At 67.9% G+C, this 24,889-nt stretch carries 28 protein-coding genes and 1 pseudogene; 10 read left to right on the top strand and 19 right to left on the bottom strand.

Annotation, left to right across the window (positions count from 1 at the left end; genetic code table 11):
• Positions 1–298 (top strand): AraC family transcriptional regulator (locus H0U68_RS00315; protein WP_296351990.1); only part of this gene is annotated, 298 nt, incomplete at its 5' end.
• 10 nt (positions 299–308) lie between these two features.
• A complete protein-coding gene (locus tag H0U68_RS00320; RefSeq protein ID WP_296351991.1) occupies positions 309–815 on the top strand; it encodes an NUDIX domain-containing protein in 507 nt (168 codons plus the stop codon).
• A gap of 199 nt (positions 816–1,014) precedes the next feature.
• Here H0U68_RS00320 and H0U68_RS00325 read toward each other — a convergent pair whose 3' ends face one another.
• Complete coding sequence (locus tag H0U68_RS00325) at positions 1,015–1,503, bottom strand: hypothetical protein (RefSeq protein WP_296351994.1); 489 nt, start codon at positions 1,501–1,503, stop codon at positions 1,015–1,017.
• Positions 1,504–1,765: 262 nt separating this feature from the next.
• Here H0U68_RS00325 and H0U68_RS00330 point away from each other — a divergent pair, with 262 nt between their 5' ends.
• A complete protein-coding gene (locus H0U68_RS00330; RefSeq protein WP_296351996.1) occupies positions 1,766–2,551 on the top strand; it encodes an SDR family oxidoreductase in 786 nt (261 codons plus the stop codon).
• Positions 2,552–2,566: 15 nt separating this feature from the next.
• Here H0U68_RS00330 and H0U68_RS00335 read toward each other — a convergent pair whose 3' ends face one another.
• Positions 2,567–2,704 carry a DUF3096 domain-containing protein gene (locus H0U68_RS00335; protein ID WP_296351998.1) on the bottom strand — a complete coding sequence of 46 codons (138 nt, stop codon included), beginning with the start codon at positions 2,702–2,704 and terminating at the stop codon, positions 2,567–2,569.
• A 152-nt stretch (positions 2,705–2,856) separates the two neighbouring features.
• On the opposite strand from H0U68_RS00335, the gene H0U68_RS00340 reads away from it, so the two are divergent.
• The gene (locus H0U68_RS00340; RefSeq protein ID WP_296352000.1) at positions 2,857–3,705 is read left to right on the top strand and encodes a CmcJ/NvfI family oxidoreductase; all 849 of its coding nucleotides are present in this window, start codon (positions 2,857–2,859) and stop codon (positions 3,703–3,705) included.
• 30 nt (positions 3,706–3,735) lie between these two features.
• On the opposite strand, the gene H0U68_RS00345 is transcribed toward H0U68_RS00340, so the two are convergent.
• Positions 3,736–4,509, bottom strand: a complete 774-nt coding sequence (locus H0U68_RS00345) for a helix-turn-helix transcriptional regulator (RefSeq protein WP_296352001.1) — start codon at positions 4,507–4,509, stop codon at positions 3,736–3,738.
• Positions 4,510–4,597: 88 nt separating this feature from the next.
• On the opposite strand from H0U68_RS00345, the gene H0U68_RS00350 reads away from it, so the two are divergent.
• The gene (locus tag H0U68_RS00350) at positions 4,598–4,927 is read left to right on the top strand and encodes a YciI family protein (protein WP_296352003.1); all 330 of its coding nucleotides are present in this window, start codon (positions 4,598–4,600) and stop codon (positions 4,925–4,927) included.
• A gap of 24 nt (positions 4,928–4,951) precedes the next feature.
• Complete coding sequence (locus H0U68_RS00355; protein ID WP_296352006.1) at positions 4,952–5,485, top strand: GNAT family N-acetyltransferase; 534 nt, start codon at positions 4,952–4,954, stop codon at positions 5,483–5,485.
• 21 nt (positions 5,486–5,506) lie between these two features.
• Here H0U68_RS00355 and H0U68_RS00360 read toward each other — a convergent pair.
• The 3 genes and pseudogenes from H0U68_RS00360 to clpB all read right to left on the bottom strand — a co-directional run bounded on the left by H0U68_RS00360 (position 5,507) and on the right by clpB (position 10,275).
• Positions 5,507–6,288, bottom strand: a pseudogene (locus tag H0U68_RS00360) (SDR family oxidoreductase).
• 42 nt (positions 6,289–6,330) lie between these two features.
• Positions 6,331–7,575: a b-glycosidase gene (locus H0U68_RS00365; RefSeq protein WP_296352007.1), complete on the bottom strand. Its 1,245-nt coding sequence runs from the start codon at positions 7,573–7,575 to the stop codon at positions 6,331–6,333.
• A 78-nt stretch (positions 7,576–7,653) separates the two neighbouring features.
• Positions 7,654–10,275 carry an ATP-dependent chaperone ClpB gene (clpB, locus tag H0U68_RS00370; RefSeq protein WP_296352009.1) on the bottom strand — a complete coding sequence of 874 codons (2,622 nt, stop codon included), beginning with the start codon at positions 10,273–10,275 and terminating at the stop codon, positions 7,654–7,656.
• 100 nt (positions 10,276–10,375) lie between these two features.
• Between clpB and H0U68_RS00375 the strand changes: the two genes are divergently transcribed.
• Positions 10,376–10,954, top strand: a complete 579-nt coding sequence (locus H0U68_RS00375; protein WP_296352011.1) for a hypothetical protein — start codon at positions 10,376–10,378, stop codon at positions 10,952–10,954.
• Between the two features lie 17 nt (positions 10,955–10,971).
• Here the strand turns inward: H0U68_RS00375 and moaE are convergent, their stop codons facing one another.
• The 7 genes from moaE to H0U68_RS00410 are packed head-to-tail and all read right to left on the bottom strand — an operon-like array spanning position 10,972 to position 17,494.
• Entirely contained in the window at positions 10,972–11,439 is a 468-nt protein-coding gene (gene moaE / locus H0U68_RS00380) for a molybdopterin synthase catalytic subunit MoaE (RefSeq protein WP_296352014.1), read from the bottom strand.
• Positions 11,440–11,468: 29 nt separating this feature from the next.
• Entirely contained in the window at positions 11,469–11,720 is a 252-nt protein-coding gene (gene moaD / locus H0U68_RS00385) for a molybdopterin converting factor subunit 1 (protein ID WP_296352015.1), read from the bottom strand.
• A complete protein-coding gene (glp, locus tag H0U68_RS00390; protein ID WP_296352017.1) occupies positions 11,717–12,946 on the bottom strand; it encodes a gephyrin-like molybdotransferase Glp in 1,230 nt (409 codons plus the stop codon). Before glp ends, moaD begins: the two co-directional genes overlap by 4 nt.
• The gene (gene mobB / locus H0U68_RS00395) at positions 12,943–13,476 is read right to left on the bottom strand and encodes a molybdopterin-guanine dinucleotide biosynthesis protein B (protein WP_296352020.1); all 534 of its coding nucleotides are present in this window, start codon (positions 13,474–13,476) and stop codon (positions 12,943–12,945) included. Before mobB ends, glp begins: the two co-directional genes overlap by 4 nt.
• 9 nt (positions 13,477–13,485) lie before the next feature.
• Complete coding sequence (gene thrC, locus H0U68_RS00400; RefSeq protein ID WP_296352022.1) at positions 13,486–14,961, bottom strand: threonine synthase; 1,476 nt, start codon at positions 14,959–14,961, stop codon at positions 13,486–13,488.
• Positions 14,961–16,271, bottom strand: coding sequence for a homoserine dehydrogenase (locus H0U68_RS00405; RefSeq protein WP_296352024.1), 1,311 nt, complete (start codon positions 16,269–16,271; stop codon positions 14,961–14,963). Before H0U68_RS00405 ends, thrC begins: the two co-directional genes overlap by 1 nt.
• The gene (locus tag H0U68_RS00410; protein WP_296352026.1) at positions 16,268–17,494 is read right to left on the bottom strand and encodes a pyridoxal phosphate-dependent aminotransferase; all 1,227 of its coding nucleotides are present in this window, start codon (positions 17,492–17,494) and stop codon (positions 16,268–16,270) included. The genes H0U68_RS00405 and H0U68_RS00410 overlap by 4 nt, the downstream gene beginning before the upstream one ends.
• A 94-nt stretch (positions 17,495–17,588) precedes the next feature.
• Between H0U68_RS00410 and H0U68_RS00415 the strand changes: the two genes are divergently transcribed.
• The 3 genes from H0U68_RS00415 to H0U68_RS00425 all read left to right on the top strand — a co-directional run bounded on the left by H0U68_RS00415 (position 17,589) and on the right by H0U68_RS00425 (position 20,541).
• Entirely contained in the window at positions 17,589–17,963 is a 375-nt protein-coding gene (locus H0U68_RS00415) for an Mth938-like domain-containing protein (RefSeq protein ID WP_296352028.1), read from the top strand.
• A 151-nt stretch (positions 17,964–18,114) separates the two neighbouring features.
• A complete protein-coding gene (locus tag H0U68_RS00420; RefSeq protein ID WP_296352030.1) occupies positions 18,115–18,591 on the top strand; it encodes a peroxiredoxin in 477 nt (158 codons plus the stop codon).
• 213 nt (positions 18,592–18,804) lie between these two features.
• On the top strand, positions 18,805–20,541 hold the full coding sequence (locus tag H0U68_RS00425) for a PhoH family protein (RefSeq protein ID WP_296352032.1): 1,737 nt from the start codon (positions 18,805–18,807) through the stop codon (positions 20,539–20,541).
• Here the strand turns inward: H0U68_RS00425 and H0U68_RS00430 are convergent.
• The 6 genes from H0U68_RS00430 to rpsF all read right to left on the bottom strand — a co-directional run bounded on the left by H0U68_RS00430 (position 20,483) and on the right by rpsF (position 24,794).
• On the bottom strand, positions 20,483–21,694 hold the full coding sequence (locus H0U68_RS00430) for a DNA topoisomerase IB (RefSeq protein WP_296352034.1): 1,212 nt from the start codon (positions 21,692–21,694) through the stop codon (positions 20,483–20,485). The genes H0U68_RS00425 and H0U68_RS00430 overlap by 59 nt on opposite strands.
• A 71-nt stretch (positions 21,695–21,765) precedes the next feature.
• Complete coding sequence (dnaB, locus tag H0U68_RS00435) at positions 21,766–23,172, bottom strand: replicative DNA helicase (RefSeq protein ID WP_296352037.1); 1,407 nt, start codon at positions 23,170–23,172, stop codon at positions 21,766–21,768.
• Between the two features lie 183 nt (positions 23,173–23,355).
• The gene (gene rplI / locus H0U68_RS00440) at positions 23,356–23,808 is read right to left on the bottom strand and encodes a 50S ribosomal protein L9 (protein WP_296352039.1); all 453 of its coding nucleotides are present in this window, start codon (positions 23,806–23,808) and stop codon (positions 23,356–23,358) included.
• Between the two features lie 10 nt (positions 23,809–23,818).
• Positions 23,819–24,100, bottom strand: coding sequence for a 30S ribosomal protein S18 (rpsR, locus tag H0U68_RS00445; protein ID WP_296352041.1), 282 nt, complete (start codon positions 24,098–24,100; stop codon positions 23,819–23,821).
• A gap of 9 nt (positions 24,101–24,109) precedes the next feature.
• The gene (gene priB, locus H0U68_RS00450; RefSeq protein ID WP_296352043.1) at positions 24,110–24,406 is read right to left on the bottom strand and encodes a primosomal replication protein N; all 297 of its coding nucleotides are present in this window, start codon (positions 24,404–24,406) and stop codon (positions 24,110–24,112) included.
• A 19-nt stretch (positions 24,407–24,425) separates the two neighbouring features.
• Positions 24,426–24,794 carry a 30S ribosomal protein S6 gene (gene rpsF / locus H0U68_RS00455; RefSeq protein WP_296352044.1) on the bottom strand — a complete coding sequence of 123 codons (369 nt, stop codon included), beginning with the start codon at positions 24,792–24,794 and terminating at the stop codon, positions 24,426–24,428.
• Between the last annotated feature and the right edge of the window lie 95 nt (positions 24,795–24,889).

Here is a 24,889-nt window from a genome sequence, read left to right on the forward strand (position 1 = left end):
GTGCGACGCGGTGCTGCGCGACCCCGGGCGGCGCGCCACGCTGGCGCAGTGGGCGGCCGATGCTGGCGCCAGCGAACGCACGCTGGCGCGCCTGTTCCGCGACGAACTGGGCACCAGCTACCAGCAGTGGCGCCAGCAGGCCGTGCTGGCGCAAGCGCTGCCCATGCTGGCGCGCGGCAACTCCGTCAGCCGCGTGGCCGCGGCCACCGGCTATGCCAGCGAAAGCGCCTTCACGGCGATGTTCAAGTCGGCGATGGGCCAGCCGCCCAGCCAGTTCCAGTCACGCGCGGCCCGCTAGACTCGCCACCATGCCCACTCCGCAAAGCGCCGGCCTCCTCATGTACCGCCAGCGCGGCGACACGCTGGAAGTGCTGCTCGGGCACCCCGGCGGGCCCTACTGGACGCGCAAGGACATCGGCGCCTGGACCCTGCCCAAAGGCGAATACGACAATACAGAACTGCCGATGGACGCCGCGCTGCGCGAGTTTGGCGAAGAAACCGGCTTCGCCGCGACGCCGCCCTTCCTGCCGCTGGGCGAGCTGCGCATGAAGAGCGGCAAGCGCATCACCGCCTGGGCCTTCGAGGGCGACGCCGACCCGGCACAGCTGGAGTGCAACAGCTTCGAGATCGAGTGGCCGCCGCGCTCCGGCCAGATGCGCAGCTTCCCCGAGATCGACCGCGTGCAGTGGTTCGATCTGAAGGAAGCCCGCCGCCGGCTGCTGCCCGCCCAGTCCGGATTCATCGATCGGTTGCTTGAGGCTCTGTCTCCTGCTCTCGTTCCTCCACCTTCTCCCGGCGGGACCGAGATGGAGTAATGGCAGGAGCGGAAGCGGGTGGATTCCCTTCTCCGCCCTGACGTGCTTTTGCACTAATCCACGATCCGCCGCGACGCATCCGCGCGGCAGGACCGTGCGCCATCGCTCAGGAACAGGTGCCCCTCAGCCTTCGATGTTCGCGCGCGGCGCGAGGTGCGAGCCGTGTAGGCGCCCACCGCCTCGCGCGCGGGAAATTCGCCTAGCGGCGCACCAGGCTGCCCTGGGGGCCGCGGGAGCGCGCACCGGCCAGGCTGCGGTCAAGGTCGCGCTTGAATGCGACCGCGCCTTCCAGCAGCCGGCCCCACGGATTGCTGCGCTGCTTGTTGGCGGCCCGGTGGCGTGCCGGCGCCGCCTGACGGGCGCGCTTGGGTTGCGCCAGGCGGTCCCAGGCGGCACGCATGGCCAGCAGCGCGTCGTCCAGGCTCAGGCGCGAGTCGCCCTTGATGCGCACCCAGTTGGAGATAAGCGACTTCTCGGCGTCGTCCCAGCAGCCGCCGTATTGCATCTGGCCGGTGTAGCCCGCGCAGTACGCCGGGGCGTAGTCGTCGTAGCTCAGGCCGGCCCGGACGTAGCGCTCCTTCGCAAAGGCTTTCTGCCAGAAGGCGTCCTGCTTTTGCACATCGTGCAGCGACACCTCGACGCGTTCGTCTTCGTCGAGGCTCCAAGTATCTTGTTGGGTGGCGGACATCGGAAGTTCTCCGTGATTCACTATGGGACGAATATTGCAGCCCCGGCAATCGGCCGCCCGTCGGTGCCCGGCCTTGGCTGTTGTCGGCCGCGCGGTGCGCGTGGCACGCGGTTTCCGCCTACGGCACTCGCCGCCCCCTCGACAAACCGAAAAGGCGGGATGCCACAAGCTCAGCCCATGTCCCGCGGATGCCGCGCTGTCGCCTGGGCGGCTGAAGGCGCGCGCGGGTGCGGCTACGCTGCGTCCACATCTGGAGAACGGCATGGACATTTCGGGGAAAGTGGCGGTGGTGACCGGCGGCGCGAGCGGCATCGGCGCGGGCGCGGCGCGGCGGTTCGCCCAGGAAGGCGCGGCCGGCGTGGTGGTGGCGGACATCAACCTCGAGCGCGCGCAGGCCGTCGCAGACTCGATCGGGCCTAATGCGATGGCGCTGCGCTGCGACGTGGGGCAGGAAGCCGACATCCAGTCGCTGGCGCAGCAGGCGCGCGCGCGCTTCGGCCGCATCGACATTTATTTCTCCAATGCCGGCATCCTCGGGCGCCTGGGCGGCATCGAGCTGGAAGACCCGCTGTGGGATGCGATGTGGCGCATCCACGGCATGGCCCACGTGTGGGCCGCGCGCGCGGTGGTGCCGCAGATGGTGGAACGCGGCGAAGGCTATTTCCTGGTGACGGCTTCAGCCGCCGGCTTGCTGAACATCGTGGAGTCGGCGCCCTACGGGGTTACCAAGCATGCGGCGGTGGCGTTCGCCGAATGGCTGCGCATCGCCTACGGGCGGCGCGGCGTGCGCGTGTCCTGCCTGTGCCCGCAGTCGGTGGAGACCGACATGACGCGCGACGGCACCGGCTCGGCCGGCCTGGACGGCGTGGTCACGCCCGAGCAGGTGGCCGAGGACGTCGTGCGCGCGATGCGCGACGAAACCTTCCTGGTGCTGCCGCACCCCTCGGTGCTGCAGTACCTGCGCGCCAAAGGCCAGGACTACGACCGCTGGCTGGGCGGCATGCAAAAGCTGTATGGCATGCACACGGGGCAGCAAACCCCGGGCTGACGCGCGGGAGGCTGCTCAGTGCCCGAGGAGCCCGGTCACGCCGACCACGATCAGGTACAGCGCGACGATGATGTTCAGCAGGCGCGGCATCACCAGGATCAGGATGCCGGCGATCAGGGCGGCCACGGGGCCGATGTGCTGGATGTATTGCATGGAATGCCTCCTCGGTTCGGAAAGCGCGAGTATCGCCGGGTTCGCATGATGCGCAGGCATGTGCCCGGCGGACATCTCGCTTGAGGCACGAGGACGGAGCGGCTTCAATGCATCAACGGCGGCGCCGACGCCTTGCCGCAGGGGAGCCCAGCATGTCCGCAGTGTCCGCATCCGCCGCGGTGCGCAGCCGCCTCAATTACCTGAAGCACGCCGGCAGCACGCCGTACAACTACACCTTCGATCCGCCCGACGGCGGCCCGTGGCAGAACTGCGAGTACGACCCGCGCGAAATGCCGATCGCCAATGCGCGCGAGTTCATCTGCGCGCCCGCGCTGGACGCCTGCGGCTTCGAGCTGGTCGACGCACCGACGCGCGTGCGCGACTTCGGCGACCCGCGGCAGATCGAGCAGATCTACTACCGGGAAATGCAGGCCGCGGCGCTGCAGGCCACCGGCGGGCGCGAGGCTTTCGTGTTCGACCACATGCTGCGCCGCCGCGAGCCGGACCGCCGTCCCATGACCTTTGGCCGCCACCCCGACCATGTGCAGGGCAGCACGCCCGGCCCCGCCGGCCGCGTACACAACGACTACACCGAGGCTTCAGGCAAGCGGCGCCTGGCGGCGGTGCTGGGCGACGAGGCCTCGCGCGCCGTGCGCGGGCGCTACTGCATCGTCAACGTGTGGCGCTCCACGTCCGGCCCGGTGCTGGACGCGCCGCTGGCGGTGTGCGACGGCCGCTCGGTGGCGCCGCAGGATCTGGTGCCCAGCGAAATCCGCTATCCCAACCGCACCGGCGAGGTCTACCTGATGCGGCACAACCCGGCGCACCGCTGGGCCTACTTCCATGAACTCGAAACCACCGAAGCCATCGTGTTCAAGCAGTTCGACTCGGTCCCCGGGCCGACCCGCTTCACACCGCATTCGGCCTTCGAGCACCCCGACACGCCACCGGACGCACCGCTGCGCGAAAGCATCGAAACCCGGGTGCTGGTGCTGTTCTGATCCAGCCGGCGCACGCCGGCCCTGCCGGTGTCAGCAGTGCACGCCGGCGCGCAGCAGCTGCGAAGGCGCCACGCCGGTGACGCGCCGCACCTCGCGGTTGAAATGGGACTGGTCGAAAAACCCGCCCGCATGCGCCAGCTGCGTGAGCTGCGCCCCGGGCCGGTACGCGCGCAGCGTGCTGCGCAGCCGCACCAGGCGCGCCAGCCGCTTGGGACCCATGCCGAACACACGGGTGAAGCGCTTTTCCAGCGCGTCTTCGCTCAGCGCCAGCTGCGCGGCCAGCTCGGCGATGCGCAGGACGCCGCCGCTGCGCGTGATGCTGCCCACCGCCGCATGCAGCAGAGGGTCGATGCGGTCGGCGCGGGAGTGCGCAAGCAGAAATGTTTCGAAGGCCGCGATGCGGCCCGCGTCGTCGCTGCGGGCTGCAATCGCATCGGCAAGCGCCGCGGTCAACGCAACGGGCAGCACGCCTTGCAGCGCCAGCGTGCGGCCGGCCAGCGCCGCGGGCGCGGTGCCGAGAAAGGCAGCGGCGGCGGCAGGGTGTAGCTGCGCCACGACCAGGCCACCGCCGGCAGCGGTGCGGATGGTGCGGGCGCGGTCCTGCAAGCCGCTCACCGCCACGTCGGGCAAGGCACGCCAGGTCCCTTGCGCGTGCAGGCGGGCCGCGCCCGCATAGCGCACCGCGACCGCGATGCCCGGCACGGGTACCAGCAGGCGCGTCGCCTCCGCCTCGGTCTCCACCACCGAGAAGGACTGCACCAGATGGGCCAACCGTTCGGGTGCGCAAAAGCGTGCCATTCGCATGGCGCCAGTATCGCAGCCGCATGGAGCGGAATTTGTCCAAGCGCGCGGGCCGCGGGCTGGCGATGCTGCAGGCCCAGGAGGTTTTCCCATGCAGCAGTTCGCTTTTCTCTACCGCCCCACACAGCTGCTCGACGAGGACGCGCTGGCGCGCCGCAGTGTCGCCATCCGCGAATGGGTGTTGCCGCTGCGCGAACAGGGCGTGGTCCTGTGCGTGTGCGTGTTCGACGACGCCGCCGCAGCCGTGCCGCCGCCGGACGGCCACGTGCTGCCCGACACCGGGCTGGCCGGCGTCACCATCGTCCAGGCCGACGACCTGCACGCCGCCCAAGCGCTGGCCCGGCAGTTCCCCGGCCGGGAGTTCGGCGCGCACGTGGAGGTGCGGCCGCTGGCGCGCTTTCTGCTGCCCGGGAACAGTTGACCCGAATTCCGTAATACTGGACACATGACCGAGCCTTCCCCCGCCGGCGTGCGCCTGCGCCGCCTGGACCTTGCCTCAGAAGCCGACCTGTACGGCCTGGCCGAGGTGCTGATCGACTGCGTGGAAGGCGGCGCCTCGGTCAGCTTCATGCATCCGCTGGCCGAGAACAAGGCGGTGGCGTTCTGGCGCGGCGTGGCCGACAGCGCCGCGCGCGGCGAGCGGGTGCTGCTGCTGGCCGAGAACGACGAAGGCATCGTCGGCACGGTGCAGGTGGTGCTGCAGCAGCCCGAGAACCAGCCGCACCGCGCCGACGTGGCCAAGATGCTGGTGCACCGCCGCGCGCGCCGCCAGGGCGTGGGCGGGCTGCTGATGCGCGCGGCCGAGGACGCGGCGCGCGAACACGGCAAGACGCTGCTGGTGCTGGACACCGCCAGCGCGGATGCGGAACGGGTCTACGAACGCGCCGGCTGGACGCGCCTCGGAACGATCCCCGGCTATGCGCTGCTGCCCAAGGGCGGCCTGTGCGACACGGTGCTGTTCTACCGGCTGCTGGCCTGAACCGCCGCCTCAGCCCGCACGTCAGCCCTGCCGGCCGGCACGCAGCGTGGGCAGGCCCACGCCGGCTGCATCGAAGCCGCCGTCCACCGCCAGCACCTGCCCGTTGACGTAGCCCGCCGCGGCCGAACACAGGAAGCCGACGGCTTCGGCGATCTCCTCGACCAGGCCGTAGCGGTCAGCGGAATGACGTCGTGGTAGTCCTTGCGGATGGCCGGCGTGTGGGCTTGCTTGGCCATTTCGGTGTCCACCGGCCCGGGCGCGATGGCGTTCACGCGGATGCCGATGGTGCCGAGCTCCGCCGCCTGCTGCCGCGTCAGGTGGATCAGCGCCGCCTTGCTGGTGCCGTAGGCCACGCGCAGCGTGCTCGCGCGCAGGCCGGAGATGGAGGCGATGTTGACCACGCTGCCGCTGCCGTGGCGGCGCATCAGCGGCACGCAGGCCTGGGTGCAGAGGAAGGGACCGTCCAGGTTGGTCGCCATCATGCTGCGCCATTCGGCGAAGCTGGTCTCGGCAATGGGTTTGAAGACGGCGATGCCGGCGTTGTTCACCAGCGCGTCGGCGCGGCCCCAGGCGCGGTCGATGGCCGCGAACGCCTCGGCTACCTGCCGCGGGTCCGACACGTCGCAGGTGAGCGGCAGGATGCGCTCGCCGGCACCGAGCGATTCGGCCGCCTGCGGCAGCGCCGCGGCGTCGATGTCCAGCAGCGCGACGTTGTAGCCGCGGCCGAGGAACCAGCGCACGACACCCAGGCCGATGCCGCGCGCGGCGCCGGTGACCACGGCGACAGGAGATGAGGAATCCATCCGGCCATTCTAGGAAACGCGGCTGCCGGCCAGGGCGCTGCCTCAGCTCCAGTCCACGTCCGGCTTCGGGTTCAGCCGCTTCGCGGCGTCGACCACGTCCTGCAGCTCCACCGGGTCGCTGTACGGGTCCTCGTCCACCGCCGTCACGCGGTTCAGCTCCTTTTGCCAGCGCCGCAGCTCGTCCACGTAGGGTTGGTAGGGCACGCGCTTCAAGTCGCCGCCCTCCTCCACCAGGTCGCAGATGCCGTTGTGAAGCCACTCGCCGGTGTGCCAGTCGGGCATGTCCACCGCCGGGAACAGGCAGATGCCGTGCAGGTCCATGCCCTGGTTCACCGCGGCCATGGCTTCGTTCATCACGTCGCGCAGCCAGTCGGGCCGGCCGGTGTTCATGCCGCTGGTTTCGGCCAGCACCATCGGGCGGCGGTAGCGCTCCCACACCCGCTGGATCAGGGTGCACAGCGGCTGGATGCCCGGATGGCCCGGCTCCAGCGCCTGGTGCGGCCCGTGCTCGCGGTACTCCATCTGGCCGAAGGAGTAGTTGTTGACGCCCACGATGTCCAGGATCTCCGGCGAGCCGCCGAGTTCGGGCATTTCCTTGCCGTACAGCATGTCCCAGGCGAGATAGGTGTCCACGAAGGTCTCGTGTGCCGCCGCCTCCTTCAGGTCGGGCCGGTCCGGCGGCGCGATCACCTGCACCAGCGGATCGACGTGCACCATGCGCGCATCGGGCAGCACCTCGCGCAGCGCCTTCACGCCGGCAATCGCGGCGCGGCACAGCGCAATGCGCAGCTGCATGCGGTCTTCGCGTGTGTTGCGGTACGGCGCCACCCAGCCCCACTCGCCGCCGCAGAACGAGAAAAAGGTGATCTCGTTGATAGGCGTGAAGAAGTACGGCCCCGGCAGGTGCCGCGCCACGTGCTGCGCTGCCGCGCGGCAGTAATTGGCGAAGCGCGTGGCGAACTGCGGCGAGAACGGATCGAGGCCCTCGGGATAGCCGTAGTGGCACAGGTCCCAGATCGGCGTGATGCGCGTGGCGCGCATGGCTTCGAGCACGCCGTCGATCAGATGGAAGTCGTAGCCGCCGTCACGCTCGACCATCGGCCAGGGAATGCCTTCGCGCGCGACGGCGATGCCCAGCTGCTGCAGGATGCGGTAGTCCTCCAGCGCGTGCTCGCGGTGCCGCGTTTCCGCGACCAGGTCGCGGCGGCGCTTGTCCTTCCACAGGAAGGTCGAGCACTCGAAGCCGGAAAGGAAGAAGGTGGGAAAGATGCCCGGGCGTTTTGCCATGGCGCATGACACCACAGCTTGCGCCCGGGCGTGGGCCGGCGTATCAAAACGCGTGCCGGCCCTGCATCGCCACACCCGTCAGGCAGCCTGCGCCTGCTCGGGCAGCTCGGCCTCGCTGAAGTGGAACACCCCCGGCTCGCGCACCGGATCCACTTCCACCCGCACCAGGCTCTTGGGCGGAAAGCGCCCTTCCAGGATCAGCCGCGACAGCGGGTTCTCGATGCGCTGCTGGATCGCGCGCTTGAGCGGCCGCGCGCCGAACACCGGGTCGAAGCCGACTTTGGCCAACTCTTCCAGCGCGGTGGGCGACACCTGCAGGTGCAGGTCCATCTTGGCCAAGCGCTGCTCCAGCACCCGCAGCTGGATGCGGCCGATCTTCTCGATGTGCTTGGCGTCCAGCCCGTGGAACACAACCGTCTCGTCGATGCGGTTGAGGAACTCGGGGCGAAAGTGGTTCTTCAGCTCGTCCCACACCGCGTCCTTCACGTCCTCGTAGGGCTTGCCCACCATGGCCTGGATCATGTGCGAGCCGATGTTGCTGGTCATCACGATCACCGTGTTCTTGAAGTCCACGGTGCGGCCCTGGCCGTCGGTGAGGCGCCCATCGTCCAGCACCTGCAGCAGTACGTTGAACACGTCGGGGTGCGCCTTCTCCACCTCGTCGAGCAGGATCACGCTATAGGGCTTGCGGCGCACGGCCTCGGTCAGGTAGCCGCCCTCCTCGTAGCCCACGTAGCCGGGTGGCGCGCCGATCAGCCGCGCCACCGAGTGCTTCTCCATGAACTCGCTCATGTCGATGCGCACCAGGTGGTCTTCGCTGTCGAACAGGAAGGTCGCCAGCGCCTTGCACAGCTCGGTCTTGCCGACGCCGGTGGGGCCCAGGAACAGGAACGAGCCGGTGGGCCGGTTCGGGTCCGACAGGCCCGAGCGCGAACGGCGGATGGCGTTGGCCACCGCGCCAATGGCCTCGTCCTGGCCGATCACGCGCTCGTGCAGCCGGTCTTCCATCACCAGCAGCTTCTCGCGCTCGCCCTGCATCAGCTTGGACACCGGGATGCCGGTGGCACGCGCCACGACTTCGGCGATTTCCTCGGCGCCGACCTGCGTGCGCAGCAGCTGCGGCTTGCCGCTCTTGCCCTTGGTGGCCTCGGCCGCCTGTGCGTCCTTCAGCTGCTTTTCCAGCATGGGAAGCGTGCCGTACTGCAGCTCGGCCACCTTGTTGAAGTCGCCCTTGCGGGTGAAGTCCTCGATCTGGCCGCGCAGCTTCTCGATTTCTTCCTTGATCTGCGCGCTGCCCTGGGCCTGCGCCTTTTCGGCCTTCCAGATTTCCTCCAGATCGGAAATCTCCTTCTGCAGCCGGCCGATCTCCTCCTCGATCAGCGCCATGCGCTTTTGCGAAGCTTCGTCCTTCTCCTTGCGCACCGCTTCGCGCTCGATCTGCAGCTGGATCATGCGGCGGTCCAGCCGGTCGATGGCTTCGGGCTTGGAGTCGATCTCGATCTTGATCTTGGCCGCCGCCTCGTCGATCAGGTCGATTGCCTTGTCGGGCAGGAAGCGGTCGGTGATGTAGCGGTGGCTGAGCTCGGCCGCGGCCACGATGGCCGGGTCGGTGATCTCCACGCCGTGGTGCACCTCGTACTTTTCCTGCAGGCCGCGCAGGATGGCGATGGTGGCTTCCACCGTCGGCTCGCCCACCAGGATCTTCTGGAAGCGGCGCTCCAGCGCGGCGTCCTTCTCGATGTACTTGCGGTATTCGTCCAGCGTGGTCGCGCCCACGCAGTGCAGCTCGCCGCGCGCCAGTGCCGGCTTGAGCATGTTGCCCGCGTCGATGGCGCCTTCGGCCTTGCCGGCGCCCACCATGGTGTGCAGCTCGTCGATGAAGACGATGCTCTGGCCCTGGTCCTTCGACAGTTCGTTGAGCACGTTCTTCAGGCGCTCCTCGAACTCGCCCCGGAACTTGGCGCCCGCCAGCAGCGAGGCCATGTCCAGCGACAGCACGCGCTTGCCCTTGAGCGACTCTGGCACTTCGCCGGCCACGATGCGCTGCGCCAGGCCTTCGACGATGGCGGTCTTGCCGACGCCGGGCTCGCCGATCAGCACCGGGTTGTTCTTGGTGCGCCGCTGCAGCACCTGGATGGCGCGGCGGATTTCCTCGTCGCGGCCGATCACCGGGTCGAGCTTGCCGGCGCGCGCGCGCTCGGTGAGGTTGACGCAGTATTTCTTCAGCGATTCGCGCTGGCCTTCGGCCTCCGCGCTGTTGACGTTCTGGCCGCCGCGCACCGCGTCGATGGCCGATTCCAGCGATTTGCGCGACAGGCCGTTCTCGCGCGCGATGCGGCCGATGTCCTGCTTGGTCTCGGTGACGGCCAGCAGGAACAGCTCGCCGGCGACGAACTGGTCGTTGCGCTTGATGGCTTCCTTCTCGGTGGCCTGAAGCAGCGAGGCCAGGTCGGGGCCGACCTGCACCTGCTCCTGGCCCTGCACCTGGGGCAGCTTGTGCACGGCGGCCTCGGCGGCGGCCAGCAGGCCGGCCACGTTGGCGCCGGCGCGCTGCAGCAGCGCGCGCGGACCGTCTTCCTGGCGCAGCATGGCCACCAGCACGTGGGCCGGCTGGATGTAGGCGTGGTCGTTGCCCAGCGCCAGCGTCTGCGCTTCGCTCAGGGCTTCCTGGAATTTGGTGGTGAGTTTGTCGAGTCGCATGAATCTCTCCGTTACGGCCCCAGCTGAGGCGGTTTCCCTGGCTTTTCAAGGGTCAATCTAGCCCCCGGCCGCGCTGGGTGTCTGACTAGAATCAAGGCAAATGCACATTCACCAGATGTCGGTCTCCTATGTCCCCGAGCAGGACCGCGTCCTCATGCGCGTGAACACGCGCGAAGGCGAGGAAATGCGGGTCTGGCTCACCCGGCGGCTGATGGCCGGCCTGTGGCCACTGCTGACCCGGCTGCTGACGGACCATCTGCTCAAGCTGGAAGATGCCGGCACCTCGCTGACCTCGGCCGACGATTCACTGAAGAAAATGCTGGCCGACTTCCGCAAGGAAGAGTTCCTGCGCAAGGCCGACTTCGACACGCCCTTCCAGCCAGCCGAACCGGCGCAGCTGCCGCTGGGCGAAGACCCGCTGCTCATCACCGACGTGGACGCCACCCCGATGGCAGGCGGCCCGCTGCGCCTCACGTTCAACGAGCGCCTGCCCACGGGCGAGAAACCGCGCAGCTTCAATCTTGAGATGAAGCCCAAGCTCATGCAGGGACTGATGCACCTGCTGGACACCGCGCTGCAGCAGTCGCGCTGGCGCGAATCGTTCGTGAGCGATGCGCCTGTCGAGGAGCCTTCCGTGGACGAAGACCCGGCCGGGCGGAAACCGCGCTACCTCAACTGAGGCTTTTCAAGCGGGTTTCAGGCATTCCGTGCCTGGATGCCCCAGCGCGCCAACGCGGCGTCGTCCGCCACCCGCGCATCGACCCAGCGCTCGCCCTGCGGCGTGCTTTCCTTCTTCCAGAACGGCGCCTGCGTCTTCAGGTAGTCCATCAGGAATTCGCAGGCCTGGAAGCTCTGGCCGCGGTGCGCCGAGGTGACGGCCACCAGCACGATCTGGTCCTTCGGCTGCAGCAGGCCGACGCGGTGAATCACCTTGACGGCACGGATGTCGAAGCGGCGCAGCGCGGCGTCGACCATCGCCTCGATGGCCTTCTCGGTCATGCCGGGGTAGTGCTCCAACTCCATCGACCGCACCGCGTCGCCGTCGTTGCGGTCGCGCACGGTGCCGATGAAGCTGCACACCGCGCCGATGCCGCTGTCGCCGGCCCGCAGCGCGGCGATCTCGTCGGCGACGTCGAAGTCCTCGGCCTGGATGGAAACGCGCATGGCTGGCCCGCGTTGCACTTGCGCTTGCCTCAACCGCCGGTGACCGGCGGAAAGAACGCGATCTCGCTGGCTTCGCGCAGCGGCGCCGATTCGTCGGCGATGACCTGGTCCACCGCCATGCGCACCGCCTTGCCGCGCGCCAGCGCCGATGCATGCGCACCGCCGCGCGCGATCAGCTCGTCGCGCAGGGCGCCCAGCGTCTCGGCGGCCGTCTCGACCGTTTCGCTGCCCTGCCCCACGGCTTCGCGGATGGAAGCGAAGTAGCGCACCGAGAGTTTCACGCCAGCAGCTCCGCCAGCGCGATGAAGCGCACCATGTCGCCGCGTGCGATGGTGGTACCGGCCGGGTTGTCCACCAGGCCATCGCCCCACACGGCGGAGGTCAGCACGCCGGAGCTCTGGTTGGCGAACAGCTCCAGCCCGCCCTCCGCGTTGCGGCGCACACGCAGGAACTCGCGGCGCTTGTCGGCGAGCGGCCAGTCGAAGTGCGCCGGCAGCTGCATCGCCGCAGGCGCCAGCGCGCTGGCGCCCTGCAACTTCAGCAGGAACGGCCGCACCAGCAGCACGAAGGTAACGAAGCTGGACACCGGGTTGCCCGGCAGGCCGATGAAATGCGCCTCGCCGACGGTTCCGTAGGCGAACGGCTTGCCGGGTTTCATCGCGATCTGCCACAGGTCCAGCGACCCCAGCTGCTGCACGGCCGGCTTGACGTGGTCTTCCTCGCCCACCGACACGCCGCCGCTGGTGAGGATGAGGTCGTGTCCGCGCGCCGCGTCGCGCAGCGCGTCCACGGTGGCCTCGCGCCGGTCGGGCACGATGCCGAGGTCGGTCACCTCGCAGCCCAGGCGCTGCAGCAGCGCGCGCAGGAAGAATCGGTTGGAGTTGTAGATGGCGCCCGGCTTCATCTGCCCGGGCGGCACCGCGCCCGGCATCACCAGTTCGTCGCCGGTGGAGAACAGCGCTACTTTCGGGCGGCGCGCCACCGCGAGCGTGTCGCGGCCGATGCCGGCCGCCAGCCCGAGCGAGGCCGGCGACAGGCGCTCGCCGCGTGCCAGCACCACGGCGCCGCGCGTGACGTCCTCGCCGCTGCGGCGGATCCATTGGCCCACGTCGGGCACGCGCTGGATGCGCACCGTGCCTTCGCCGGCGGCTTCGGTTTCCTCCTGCATCACGATCGCGTCGGCGCCCGTCGGCACCGGCGCGCCGGTGAAGATGCGCGCGGCCGTGCCGGGCTGCAGAGGCTGGGCCGCGCTGCCGGCCGGAATGCGCTGGCTGACCGGCAGCACCACGCCCTCGTCGGCGATCTCGGCGCTGCGCACCGCGTAGCCGTCCATCGCGCTGTTGTCCTGCGGCGGCACCTGCAGCGCGGACACCAGGTCCTCGGCCAGCACGCGCGTATCGGCGTCGAAAGTGGAAACCTGCTCGGTGCCTTGCAGCGGCCGGGCACGGGCCAGCAGCTGGTCCAGGGCCTCGTCCAAAGGCTTGAGCGGGGCTCGGGGCGCGTTCATGCGTAGTTGTCGATGTCGTAGCCGAAACGGTCCCGATTCTCGACCAGCCACTGCGCCACCGCGTCGGGATCGTTCAAATCCAGCACCGGCCGCAGGGCGGGCACCGGCAGCTGGTCCGGCGCGTCGGTGGCGATGGCGGCGACGAACGGGTCCTCGGGGTAGCGCGCAGGCTTGGCCGCCTCGGGACGCCAGACCTCGATCTTGAACAGGTCGCTGTCCTTGAAGCCTTCCACCAGCACCCAGTCCACGCCGTCGTACAGCTCGGCGATGAGGTGATGCACCGTCAGGTTGGCCGGCTGCTCGAACTCGCGCATCAGCGCCAGCCGCTTGTCGGAAGCGACGATGACCTCGAAGGCGCCCGCCTCGCGGTGGCGCCAGGTGTCCTTGCCCGGATGGTCGATGTCGAACTTGTGGTGCGCATGCTTGACCACCGACACGCGCAGCCCGCGCATCTTGAGGACGGGGATGAGCTTTTCCACCAGCGTGGTTTTGCCCGAACCGGAGAAGCCCGCGAAGCCGACGACGTTCATGGGTTCAGTTCAGCCGCACTGCGCCGCGACGAAGGCCTTGACGCGTTCCACGTCGGCGGGCAGCACCGTCACGCGCTTGGGCAGCGCCTCGATGCCCGCGAACTTCGCGGGCCGGTCCGGCTCGCGGCCCAGCGCCTCGACGATGGTGGCGGCGAACTTGATCGGCAGTGCCGTCTCCAGCACCACCATCGGCACGCCGGGCTGCACGAACTGGCGCGCCACCTTCAGGCCGTCGGCCGTGTGCGTGTCGATCATGGTGCCGAAGCGCTCCCAGGTGTCGCGGATGGTCGCCAGCCGGTCGCCATGCGTGCTCTTGCCGCTGATGAAGCCGTAGCGCGTACGGATGTTCTCGAACGCCGCATCGCCGCTCAAATCGAACCTGCCGTCGCGCGACAGCGCTTCGCCGAACAGCTGATTGAGCTTGCCCGCGTCGCGCTCCAGCAGGTCGAACACGAAGCGCTCGAAGTTGCTGGCCTTGGAGATGTCCATCGACGGGCTGGAGGTTTCATGGGTGTCGGCGCTGGCGCGCACGCGGTAGACGCCGGTGCGGAAGAACTCGTCCAGCACGTCGTTCTCGTTGGTGGCCAGCACCAGCTGCGCGATCGGCAGGCCCATCATGCGCGCCACGTGGCCGGCGCAGATGTTGCCGAAGTTGCCCGAGGGCACCGCGAAGCTGACTTTGTCCGCTTGCCCTGAGCCTGTCGAAGGGTCCGTCGCCTGGAAATATCCCGCGAAGTAATACACCACCTGCGCCACCAGCCGCGCCCAGTTGATCGAGTTGACCGTGCCGATGCGGTATTCGCGCTTGAACGCCAGGTCGTTGGACACCGCCTTCACGATGTCCTGGCAGTCGTCGAACACGCCCTCGATGGCGATGTTGTGGATGTTGGCGTCCTGCAGGCTGAACATCTGCGCCTGCTGGAACGGGCTCATGCGGCCGCGCGGCGAGGTCATGAACACGCGCACGCCCTTCTTGCCGCGCATGGCGTACTCGGCCGCGCTGCCGGTATCGCCCGAGGTCGCGCCCAGGATGTTCAGCTCCTCGCCGCGGCGCGCCAGTTCGTACTCGAACAGGTTGCCCAGCAGCTGCATGGCCATGTCCTTGAAGGCCAGCGTGGGGCCGTTGGACAGGGCTTCCAGATAGACCGCAGTTTGTCCCGAGCCCGCCGCCGTTCGCCCTGAGCTTGTCGAAGGGCCTTCGAGCTTTTTCAGCGGAACGATCGCAGGCGTGCCGAACACCTCCTCGGTATAGGTCTTGCGGCAGATCGCGCGCAGGTCCGCCGGCGGGATGTCGTCGATGTAGAGCGAGAGGATCTCGAAGGCCAGCGCGTGGTACGGCAGGCCGCGCCACTTGGCAAGCGTGATCGAATCGACCTGCGGATAGCGCTCCGGCAGGTACAGGCCGCCATCGGGCGCGAGGCCTTCGAGCAGGATCTCGCAGAAATGCCTGCGGTCGGTGTGGCCGCGGGTGGAGAGGTACAGCATCAGGCCAGCTCTTCCTTGCGGATCCGCGTGATCGGCGCCACCACCGTGGGCAGCGCCTGCATCGCGGCGATCACCTCATTCATCGTGCCTTCGCGCACGTCGTGCGTCAGCAGGATCAGGTCGGTGTGCTTCTCGCCTTCGCCGGCTTCGCGCTGCAGCATGGCGTCGATGCTGATGCCGGACTCCGCCAGCAGGCCCGTCACCTTGGCCAGCACGCCGGCCTGGTCGGCCACGCGCAGGCGCAGGTAGTAGCTGGTCACCACCTCGCTCATCGGCAGCACCGGCTCGCTGCTCATCTGGTCGGGCTGGAAGGCCAGGTGCGGCACGCGGTGTGCGGCGTCGGCCGTGTGCAGGCGCGTGATGTCCACCAGGTCGGCGATCACCGCGCTGGCAGTGGGCTCGCTGCCCGCGCCCTTGCCGTAGTACAGCGTGGTGCCGACGGCGTCGCCCTGCACCACCACCGCGTTCATCGCGCCTTCCACGTTGGCGATCAGCCGCTTGGACGGCACCAGCGCCGGGTGCACGCGCAGCTCGATGCCCTTGGCCGTGCGCTTGGTGATGCCGAACAACTTGATACGGTAGCCCAGCTGCTCGGCGTACTTGATGTCCTGCGGCGCCAGCTTGGTGATGCCTTCCACGTAGGCCTTGTCGAACTGCACCGGGATGCCGAAGGCGATGGCGCTCATGAGGGTCGCCTTGTGCGCCGCGTCCACACCTTCGATGTCGAAGGTGGGGTCGGCCTCGGCGTAGCCCAGGCGCTGCGCGTCCTTCAGGGCGGATGCGAAGTCCAGGCCCTTGTCGCGCATCTCGGACAGGATGAAGTTGGTGGTGCCGTTGATGATGCCGGCGATCCATTCGATGCGGTTGGCCGTCAGGCCCTCGCGCAGCGCCTTGATGATGGGAATGCCGCCGGCCACCGCCGCCTCGAACGCCACCATCACGCCCTTGCGGTGCGCGGCGGCGAAGATCTCGGTGCCGTGCACGGCCAGCAGCGCCTTGTTGGCGGTGACCACGTGCTTGCCCTGCTCGATGGCCTCCATCACCAGCTGGCGCGCGATGCCATAGCCGCCGATCAGCTCGATGACGATGTCGATGTCCGGGTTGGCGACCACGTCGCGCGCGTCCCTCACCACGCGGATGCCGGGGCCGACGATGGCCTGCGCGCGCTCGGCGTCGAGGTCGGCCACCATGCCGATCTCGATGCCGCGCCCGGCGCGGCGCTTGATTTCTTCCTGGTTGCGTTTCAGGACGCTGAAGACACCGCTTCCGACGGTGCCGATGCCCAGCAGGCCGACTTGGATAGGTTTCATTCGGTGGTGCGCTTTCGGCGGCTGTCGAGGAATCGTGCGATGCGGCCCATGGCGTCGCGCAGGTCGTCTTCATGCGGCAGGAAGACGATGCGGAAATGCTGGTGGTCCGGGTAGTTGAAGCCCGAGCCCTGCACCAGCATCACCCGCGTTTCCTCCAGCAGTTCCAGGAAGAACTGGCGGTCGTCGGCAATCGGGTAGAGCTTGGGGTCGAGCTTGGGGAACATGTACAGCGCGGCTTGCGGCTTCACGCAGCTGACGCCCGGAATGGCGGTGATCAGCTCGTAGGCCAGGTCGCGCTGGCGGCGCAGCCGCCCGCCGGGGGCAATCAGCCCGTTGATGCTCTGGTAGCCGCCCAGCGCCGTCTGGATCGCCCACTGGCCCGGCACGTTGGCGCACAGCCGCATGTTCGAGAGCATGTTGAGGCCCTCGATGTAGTCGGCCGCGGCCTTCTTGTCGCCCGACACGATCATCCAGCCGGCGCGGTAGCCGCAGGAGCGGTAGCTCTTGGAGAGCGAATTGATGGTGAGCGTCAGCACGTCCTCCGACAGGCTGGCGATGGCGGTGTGCTTCACGCCGTCGTACAGCACCTTGTCGTAGACCTCGTCGGCCAGGATCACCAGGCCGTGCTGCCGCGCGATGGCCACGATTTCCTTGAGCACATCCACCGAGTACAGCGCGCCGGTCGGGTTGTTCGGGTTGATGACCACGATGCCCTTGGTGGCCGGCGTGATCTTGCGCTTGAGGTCCTCCAGGTCGGGCATCCAGTCGCTGGCCTCGTCGCACATGTAGTGCACCGGCCTGCCGCCCGAGAGCGTGGCGGTCGCCGTCCACAGCGGGTAGTCGGGCGACGGCACCAGCAGTTCGTCGCCGTCGTTCAGCAAGGCGTTGGTGCACATGGCGATCATCTCGCTGGCGCCGTTGCCCAGATAGATGTCGTCCAGGGTGACGCCCTTGATGCCCTGCTGCTGGGTCAGGTGCATCACCGCCTTGCGCGCCCCGAAGATGCCCTTGCTGTCCGAATAGCCGGCGGAATTCGGCAGGTTGCGGATCATGTCCTGCTGGATTTCCTCGGGGGCGTCGAAGCCGAACGGCGCCAGGTTGCCGATGTTCAGCTTGATGATCTTGTGCCCTTCCTCTTCCATCCGGCGGGCGGCGTCCATGATGGGGCCGCGGATGTCGTAGAGCACGTTGGCCAGCTTGGCCGATTTCTGGACGATTCTCAAAGCCCCTCCGGAGCGAATGTGGCAGTGCGGAAACTTATAATTGGACCATAGTTCTGCCTGTTTTCCGTGCACCACAGGCCCTCCCTACTCCCCAATGAAGCTGCAGCCCGACCAGTCCGACGCCCAGACCATCAGCGCCTATGGCCCAGGCTGGGTGGGCGTTGCCGGCGAAAAGATCGCCCACAGCGTGATCCTGGGCGCGCGCGGCGAGCGCATCCGCTGGGCGCCGCGCTTCGAGGACCTGGGTCCCGAACATTTCGCGGTGCTGGCCGAACTGCCCGTCGAGGTGGTGATTTTCGGCAGCGGCGGGCGCATCCGCTTTCCCAAGCCGGCGTGGATCGCGCCTCTGGCGCAGCGGCGCATCGGCATCGAAACCATGGACACGGCGGCCGCCTGCCGCACCTACAACATCCTTGCGCAGGAGGGCCGTGAAGTGGCAGTTGCCCTGCTGCTGGAAGAGCTGGCCTGAGGCTGTCGGCCCGGAAGGGGCCGTTTCGCGGTAAAATCGCAGGTTGCGAGGTGGCCCCCAAGGGCTTGTCCGAGCGGGGCAAGGCCACGCGGGCGGCCTTCACCAAGCTGCATATCGCGCAGAGTACGTCACACAGAAAACCACATATCCCATGGCGATCGTTGTCAACAAACCCCTGCCCGAATTCGAAGCGAACGCCACTGGTGGCGTGAAGGTCACCAACAACTCGCATGTGGGCCAGACCCTCGTGCTGTACTTCTATCCGAAGGACAACACGCCGGGTTGTACCACCGAGGCCATGCAGTTCCGCGACAAGTACAAGGACTTCATCAAGGCCGGCGCGATGATCTTCGGCGTGTCACGCGACAACATGAAGTCGCACGACGAATTCAAGACCAAGCTGGAACTGCCGTTCGAGCTCATCGCCGACACGGAAGAAAAGATGTGCCACATGTTCGGCGTGGTCAAGAACAAGATCATGTACGGCAAGAAGGTCAAGGGCATCGAGCGCAGCACCTTCCTGGTGGGTGCCGACGGCATCCTCAAGCAGGAATGGCGCGGCCTGAAGGTCCCCGGCCACGTGGACGACGTGCTGAAGGCCGTGAAGCTGCTCAAGAAGGCGGCCTGACGCGCTTTGCGGCTGTCCTGCACTACCGGGCCGCGACGCGTGCCCGCAACAGGACATCCGCTGACATTCTTGGGCGGTGGCTGATGTGCATAATGAATTCATGCCGTTGATCCCGACGCCCAGCGTCATCACCGCCAAGCCTCACCCAGCCGCCCGGCTCGCCCGGCGGCTTTTTTATTTTCGAGCCCACCTCAACAGGGAGCCATCCTCTCCATGCCTCTTCCTCCTGCACCTGCCAAGCGCGCCGCCATGCTCCCGCCGGAAGCCTACGACGCCCCGGCCCGGCCTTCGCTGAAGGGCGCGCGAAAATCGCAAGAGGCGGAAGCGGACAACCCGCGGGCCGAGAAACCGCGGGCCACCGACGATTTCGATCCACGCGCGGGCGGCAGTGAGCTGCTTCCCGCCGCCGCGTTCGCCGAGGAAACGGTTGCCGAGGACTTCACCGCCGAGGACGTCGCGGTCGTGGAGGAAGCTCCCGCCGTCGCCCCGGCTGCCACCCCCCGCGTGCGCGAGCGTGAGCGTGCCCAGCCGGCACCGCGGCCGCGCAAAGTGAAATCCACCGGACCGGCCAAGCTGTTCGTGCTGGACACCAACGTGCTGATGCACGACCCGATGAGCCTGTTCCGCTTCGAGGAACACGACATCTTCCTGCCGATGATCGTGCTGGAAGAGCTCGACGGCCACAAGAAAGGCACCACCGAAGTTGCCCGCAATGCCCGCCAGGTCAGCCGTTCGCTGGATGCACTGGCGGCCCCGCACGGCGCGGACATCGCCAGCGGCCTGAAGCTGGACAGCACCGGCCACCGCGAAGCCGGCGGGGCGCTGTTCTTCCAGACCAGCCCGATGGAGGCCAAGCTGCCCATCAGCCTGCCTCCGGGCAAGGCGGACAACCAGATCCTCGGCGTGGTGGCGGCGCTGCGCGAGAAATTCACGCCGCGCGACGTGGTGCTGGTGTCCAAGGACATCAACATGCGCGTCAAGGCGCGCGCGCTGGGCCTGGCCACCGAGGACTACCGCAACGACAAGACGCTGGACGACCTGGACCTGATGTATTCGGGTTCGCTCGCCCTGCCCCCGGATTTCTGGACCAAGCACGGCAAGACGGTGGAGAGCTGGCAGTCCGGCAGCCACACCTTCTACCGCATCACCGGGCCGATCGTGCCCAGCCTGTTCATCAACCAATTCGTCTACTTCGAGTCGCCCGGCGAGCCGAGCCTGTATGCCCGCGTGACGGAGATCCGCGCCAAGACGGCGGTGCTGAAGACGCTGAAGGACTACAACCACCTGAAGAACGCCATCTGGGGCGTGACCACGCGCAACCGCGAGCAGAACTTCGCGATGAACCTGCTGATGGACCCCGAGGTGGATTTCGTCACCCTGTCGGGCACGGCCGGCACCGGCAAGACGCTGCTGGCGCTGGCCGCGGGCCTGACGCAAGTGCTGGACGAGCGCCGCTACACCGAGATCATCATGACGCGCGCCACCGTGAGCGTGGGCGAGGACATCGGCTTCCTGCCCGGCACGGAAGAGGAAAAGATGGGCCCCTGGATGGGCGCGCTGGACGACAACCTGGAAGTGCTGGGCAAGACCGACGGCTCCGCTGGCGAATGGGGGCGCGCCGCCACCAACGAGCTGATCCGCAGCCGCATCAAGATCAAGAGCATGAACTTCATGCGCGGGCGCACCTTCCTGAACAAGTACGTGATCCTCGACGAGGCGCAGAACCTGACGCCCAAGCAGATGAAGACGCTGATCACGCGCGCGGGCCCCGGCACCAAGATCATCTGCATGGGCAACTTGGCGCAGATCGACACGCCCTACCTTACCGAGGGCTCATCGGGACTGGCCTTCGCCGTGGACAAGTTCAAGGGCTGGCCGCACAGCGGCCACATCACGCTGGCGCGCGGCGAGCGTTCGCGTCTTGCGGACTTCGCGAGCGAGGTGCTTTAGCGGTCTTGGACGCGGGCGCGCGGCCGGTGCGGCGCGCCTCTTTCACGCTCTGCTCCAACTCATCGGCCAGGGTGCGGCCGAGGCGGGTTTCCAGGAAGGCCAGCACGGCCTTCTCCTCGGCTTTCAGCGCCGCGATGTCGGCCTGCGCCTCGGCGTCCCGCGTCGCCTGGTCGGGCAGCTCGAGCTGCAGGGCACCCTGCGCATAGGCGGAGAACACCTCGGGGTGCACGTAGCACTTGCGGCAGATGGTGGGCGTGTTGCCCAGCCGCGAGGCCACCTGCTCGATGGCGGTGCGCAGGGTGCGCTTGGCCGCGGCCTGCGTCTGGGCGATCTCGCTGCCGTGCAGCGCCAGCGCCGCCATCACCGTGCCCGCCCAGGTGCGGAAGTCCTTGGCCGTGATGTCGCCGCCGGTGGCCTCCTTCAGGTAGGCGTTCACGTCCGACGAGCTGATGCGCCGCACCTCGCCGCCTTCGTCGAGGTACTGGAACAGCTCCTGGCCCGGCAGGTCCTGGCAGGCCCGGATGATCCGTGCCACGCGCGGGTTCTTCACCTGCAGCTTCCAGTGCTTGCCGCTCTTGCCCTTGAACTGGAAGCGCAGCTGCGTGCCCTCCACCTTCACGTGGCGGTTGCGCAGGGTGGTGAGCCCGTAGCTGCCGTTGGCCTTCGCGTAGTCGTCGTTGCCCACGCGGATCAGTGTGGTGTCCAGCAACTGCACCACGGTGGCCAGCACCTTCTCGCGCGGCAGCCCACGTAGCCCCATGTGTTCGGCCACGCGCGCGCGCAGCGCCGGCAGCGCCTTGGCGAACGCCACCATGTGCTCGTATTTGGTGCTCTCGCGCGCCTCGCGGAACTGCGGGTGGTACTTGTACTGCTTGCGGCCCCGCGCGTCGCGGCCGGTGGCCTGCAGGTGGCCGCTGGCCTTGGTGCAGATCCACACGTCGGTCCAGGCCGGGGGAATGGCCAGGCGGCGGATGCGGTCCAGCACGGCCTCGTCGGACACCGGATCGCCCTTGGGTTTCAGGTAGGTGAAGCTGGCACGCCCGGCCTCGCGCCGGATGCCGGCCATCTCGTCCGTGACGTAGACCAGGCCGGCAGATTCCGCAGCTTCGCGCGGGTCCGCGGCGGCGGGAGTATCGGCTGCCTTGAGCTCCATGCCCGGCAGTGTCCCGCGCCTTGACCGCGGGGTGCGTAGGACGGCGGCGTGCCCCGGCGCGCGGTGCAGGCTCAGAAGTCCACGCCGCCCGAAGCCAGGGATTCGAACTTGGTCAGCGGCTTCAGGAACGCCAGCTTCACCGTGCCGGTGGGGCCGTTTCGCTGCTTGCTGATGATGATCTCGGCGACGCCCGGCTCCTTGGAGTCCTTGTTGTAGTAGTCGTCGCGGTAGATGAACATGATGACGTCCGCGTCCTGCTCGATGGCGCCCGATTCGCGCAGGTCGCTCATCATCGGCCGCTTGTCGGTGCGCGACTCCACGCCGCGCGACAGCTGCGACAGCGCGATCACCGGGCAGCCCAGTTCCTTGGCCAGCATCTTCAGGCCGCGCGAGATCTCGCCCACCGCGGTGGCCCGGTTCTCCTCGCCCATGCTGCTGGACACGCTCATCAGCTGCAGGTAGTCCACAACGATCAGGCCCAGCTTGCCGCCGCACTGGCGCGCCAGCCGCCGCGCGTTGGCGCGCAGCTCGCTGACGGTGAGGCCCGGGCTCTCGTCGATGTGCAGCGACACGTTGCGCAGCTTCTCGATGGCTTCGGTTAGGCGCGGCCACTCGTCGTCGGTCAGCTTGCCGGTGCGCAGATGGCTCTGGTCGATGCGCCCGATCGAGCCGACGATACGCACCGCCAGCTGCGACGCGCCCATTTCCATGGAGAACACGGCCACCGGCAGGCCTTCGTTCAGGGCGACGTGCTCGGCGATGTTGATGGCAAAGGCAGTTTTGCCCATACTGGGCCGCGCCGCCAGCACCACCATGTCGCCCGCCTGGAAGCCCGAGGTCATGCGGTCCAGATCGTAGAAGCCGGTCGGCACGCCCGTGATGTCGTTCGGGTTGTCCGCCATCTCCTGCACGCGGTCCAGCAGCTGCACCACCAGGCTGTCCATGCCCTGGAAGCCCTGCTTCATCCGCGAGCCTTCCTCGCCGATGTTGAAGATCTTCTGTTCGGCCTCGTCCAGAATCTTGTCGACCGCGCGGCCCTGCGGGTTGAAGGCGGCGGTGGCGATCTCGTCGCTGGCGCTCACCAGCTTGCGCAGGATCGCGCGCTCGCGCACGATCTCCGCGTAGCGGCGAATGTTGCCGGCACTGGGCACGTACTGCGCCAAGGCGTTGAGGTAGTTGAGCCCGCCGACCGAGTCGGCATGGCCCTGGCTTTGCAGGTGCTCGTAGACCGTGATCACGTCGGCTGGCTTGCTGGCGTTGACCAGGGCACCGATGGCCGCGTAGATCAGCTTGTGCTCGTAGCGGTAGAAGTCGCCGTCGCCCAGCAGGTCGCCCACGCGGTCCCAGGCGGCGTTGTCCAGCAGCAGGCCGCCCAGCACGCTCGACTCGGCCTCCACCGAGTGCGGCGGCACCCGCAGCTGCGCGACCTGGCGGTCGCGCGGGCCTTCATCGTTGATCGGGTTCAGGACGGCGGACATCAGCGGCTTTTCCTCATCGTGGCGATCCTATGCCGCGGGGCGTGGACGCGTCCATGCCGCTCGGCGGCGCCCGTGCACAACGCTGGGAACAGGCTGTGGACAAGCGGTGTTCAACGCGGGACAACTCTCCGGTGCCCAAAAAAGAAAAGCCGCCCGCAGGCGGCTTTTCGAAGCGCGAGGCGCTTAGGCGGTTTCGCCCAGCACCGTGACGGTGATGTCCACCACCACGTCGGTGTGCAGCGCCACCGAGACCTGGCTCTCGCCCACGGTCTTGATCGGGCCGTTGGGCATGCGCACCTGGGCCTTGGCGACCGGGTAGCCGATCTTCGTCAGTTCTTCGGCGATGTCGAAGTTGGTGACCGAACCGAACAGGCGTCCGTCCACGCCGGCCTTCTGGGTCAGCTTGACGGTGGTGCCGGCCAGCTTCTCGCCCTGGGCTTGCGCCGTGGACAGCTTGGCGGCGGCGGCTTTTTCCAGTTCGGCGCGCTTGGCTTCGAATTCGGCCTTGTTGTTGGCGGTGGCGCGGCGGGCACGGCCGGTCGGAATCAGGAAGTTGCGGGCGTAACCGTCCTTCACCTTCACGATTTCGCCGAGGTCGCCCAGGTTCACCACCTTGTCGAGCAGGATGACTTGCATGGGTGGCTCCTTAGATCTTGTGGTGGTCGCTGTACGGGACCAGGGCCAGGAAGCGCGCGCGCTTGATGGCGGTGTTCAGCTGGCGCTGGTAGATCGCGCGGGTGCCGGTCAGGCGTGCCGGGATGATCTTGCCGTTCTCGCCAACGAAATCGCGCAGCGTGTCGACGTCCTTGTAGTCGATCTCTTCGACGCCGGCGACGGTGAAGCGGCAAAAGCGCTTGCGCTTGAACAGCAGCGACTGGGTGTTGCGCTTCGGACGCTTGTCCTTGTTGAATTTCTTGAACGTGGCCATGGTGACCTCCTACGAATTTGACTCTTGCTGGAATGACTGGATATGCAGCACCGGATGCTTTCCGCCGCGCGCCGCGGCGATGAAGCCCGTGAACCTGAATGCCGTGCCGACCGCCTGCCGGGCCAGCGTTTCCGCCGTCGCCCCGAAGGCCACCGCCTTGACTTCCACCTTGACCTGCCGCTGCTGCCCCGCTTCCAGGGCTTCGGATTCGTGATCCAGCAGCAAGTCGATGGCGGGCAGTCCGGCGGGTGTGTAGCGCAGGGCCTTGGCCTCCGCAATACGGGCGCTCAGCACGAGCTGGTTCACACCCGGCGCCTCGCGCCGATCAGGATGCCTGGAATTCCGCTTGCTGGGCCTTGCGGGCCTCTTCGCGTTCCACAGTCTTCATCATGGAAGACGGGCCGGTATCGGCCTTTTTCTTCACCACGGTCAGGTGGCGCAGCACCGCGTCGTTGAAGCGGAATGCATGCTCCAGCTCGCTCATGACAGCCTGGTCGGCCTCGATGTTGATGCACAGGTAGTGCGCTTTGGCGAGCTTGCTGATCTGGTAGGATAGCTGGCGGCGGCCCCAGTCTTCCACGCGGTGGACTTTGCCGCCGCCGGTGGTGATCATGCCCTTGTAGCGCTCCAGCATGGCCGGAACCTGCTCGCTTTGATCCGGGTGGATCAGCAAGACAATTTCATAGTGACGCATGGACTCTCCTTGAGGATTGGGCCGCGCACCCGGAAGTGGGCCGCGGCGAAAGCCGCCCGCTGCGTCGGTAGCGGTACGGCAAGGCGAAGCCCTCG

This window comes from Ramlibacter sp., from assembly GCF_013697775.1.
Lineage (GTDB): Bacteria > Pseudomonadota > Gammaproteobacteria > Burkholderiales > Burkholderiaceae_C > Ramlibacter.

Bases quoted from the DNA above. Each gene is read 5' to 3' on its own strand.
- H0U68_RS00320 (WP_296351991.1), top strand. From the start codon at position 309: ATGCCCACTCCGCAAAGCGCCGGCCTCCTCATGTACCGCCAGCGCGGC.
- H0U68_RS00325 (WP_296351994.1), bottom strand. From the start codon at position 1,503: ATGTCCGCCACCCAACAAGATACTTGGAGCCTCGACGAAGACGAACGC.
- H0U68_RS00330 (WP_296351996.1), top strand. From the start codon at position 1,766: ATGGACATTTCGGGGAAAGTGGCGGTGGTGACCGGCGGCGCGAGCGGC.
- H0U68_RS00335 (WP_296351998.1), bottom strand. From the start codon at position 2,704: ATGCAATACATCCAGCACATCGGCCCCGTGGCCGCCCTGATCGCCGGC.
- H0U68_RS00340 (WP_296352000.1), top strand. From the start codon at position 2,857: ATGTCCGCAGTGTCCGCATCCGCCGCGGTGCGCAGCCGCCTCAATTAC.
- H0U68_RS00345 (WP_296352001.1), bottom strand. From the start codon at position 4,509: ATGCGAATGGCACGCTTTTGCGCACCCGAACGGTTGGCCCATCTGGTG.
- H0U68_RS00350 (WP_296352003.1), top strand. From the start codon at position 4,598: ATGCAGCAGTTCGCTTTTCTCTACCGCCCCACACAGCTGCTCGACGAG.
- H0U68_RS00355 (WP_296352006.1), top strand. From the start codon at position 4,952: ATGACCGAGCCTTCCCCCGCCGGCGTGCGCCTGCGCCGCCTGGACCTT.
- H0U68_RS00365 (WP_296352007.1), bottom strand. From the start codon at position 7,575: ATGGCAAAACGCCCGGGCATCTTTCCCACCTTCTTCCTTTCCGGCTTC.
- clpB (WP_296352009.1), bottom strand. From the start codon at position 10,275: ATGCGACTCGACAAACTCACCACCAAATTCCAGGAAGCCCTGAGCGAA.
- H0U68_RS00375 (WP_296352011.1), top strand. From the start codon at position 10,376: ATGCACATTCACCAGATGTCGGTCTCCTATGTCCCCGAGCAGGACCGC.
- moaE (WP_296352014.1), bottom strand. From the start codon at position 11,439: ATGCGCGTTTCCATCCAGGCCGAGGACTTCGACGTCGCCGACGAGATC.
- glp (WP_296352017.1), bottom strand. From the start codon at position 12,946: ATGAACGCGCCCCGAGCCCCGCTCAAGCCTTTGGACGAGGCCCTGGAC.
- mobB (WP_296352020.1), bottom strand. From the start codon at position 13,476: ATGAACGTCGTCGGCTTCGCGGGCTTCTCCGGTTCGGGCAAAACCACG.
- thrC (WP_296352022.1), bottom strand. From the start codon at position 14,961: ATGCTGTACCTCTCCACCCGCGGCCACACCGACCGCAGGCATTTCTGC.
- H0U68_RS00405 (WP_296352024.1), bottom strand. From the start codon at position 16,271: ATGAAACCTATCCAAGTCGGCCTGCTGGGCATCGGCACCGTCGGAAGC.
- H0U68_RS00415 (WP_296352028.1), top strand. From the start codon at position 17,589: ATGAAGCTGCAGCCCGACCAGTCCGACGCCCAGACCATCAGCGCCTAT.
- H0U68_RS00420 (WP_296352030.1), top strand. From the start codon at position 18,115: ATGGCGATCGTTGTCAACAAACCCCTGCCCGAATTCGAAGCGAACGCC.
- H0U68_RS00425 (WP_296352032.1), top strand. From the start codon at position 18,805: ATGCCTCTTCCTCCTGCACCTGCCAAGCGCGCCGCCATGCTCCCGCCG.
- H0U68_RS00430 (WP_296352034.1), bottom strand. From the start codon at position 21,694: ATGGAGCTCAAGGCAGCCGATACTCCCGCCGCCGCGGACCCGCGCGAA.
- dnaB (WP_296352037.1), bottom strand. From the start codon at position 23,172: ATGTCCGCCGTCCTGAACCCGATCAACGATGAAGGCCCGCGCGACCGC.
- rplI (WP_296352039.1), bottom strand. From the start codon at position 23,808: ATGCAAGTCATCCTGCTCGACAAGGTGGTGAACCTGGGCGACCTCGGC.
- rpsR (WP_296352041.1), bottom strand. From the start codon at position 24,100: ATGGCCACGTTCAAGAAATTCAACAAGGACAAGCGTCCGAAGCGCAAC.
- rpsF (WP_296352044.1), bottom strand. From the start codon at position 24,794: ATGCGTCACTATGAAATTGTCTTGCTGATCCACCCGGATCAAAGCGAG.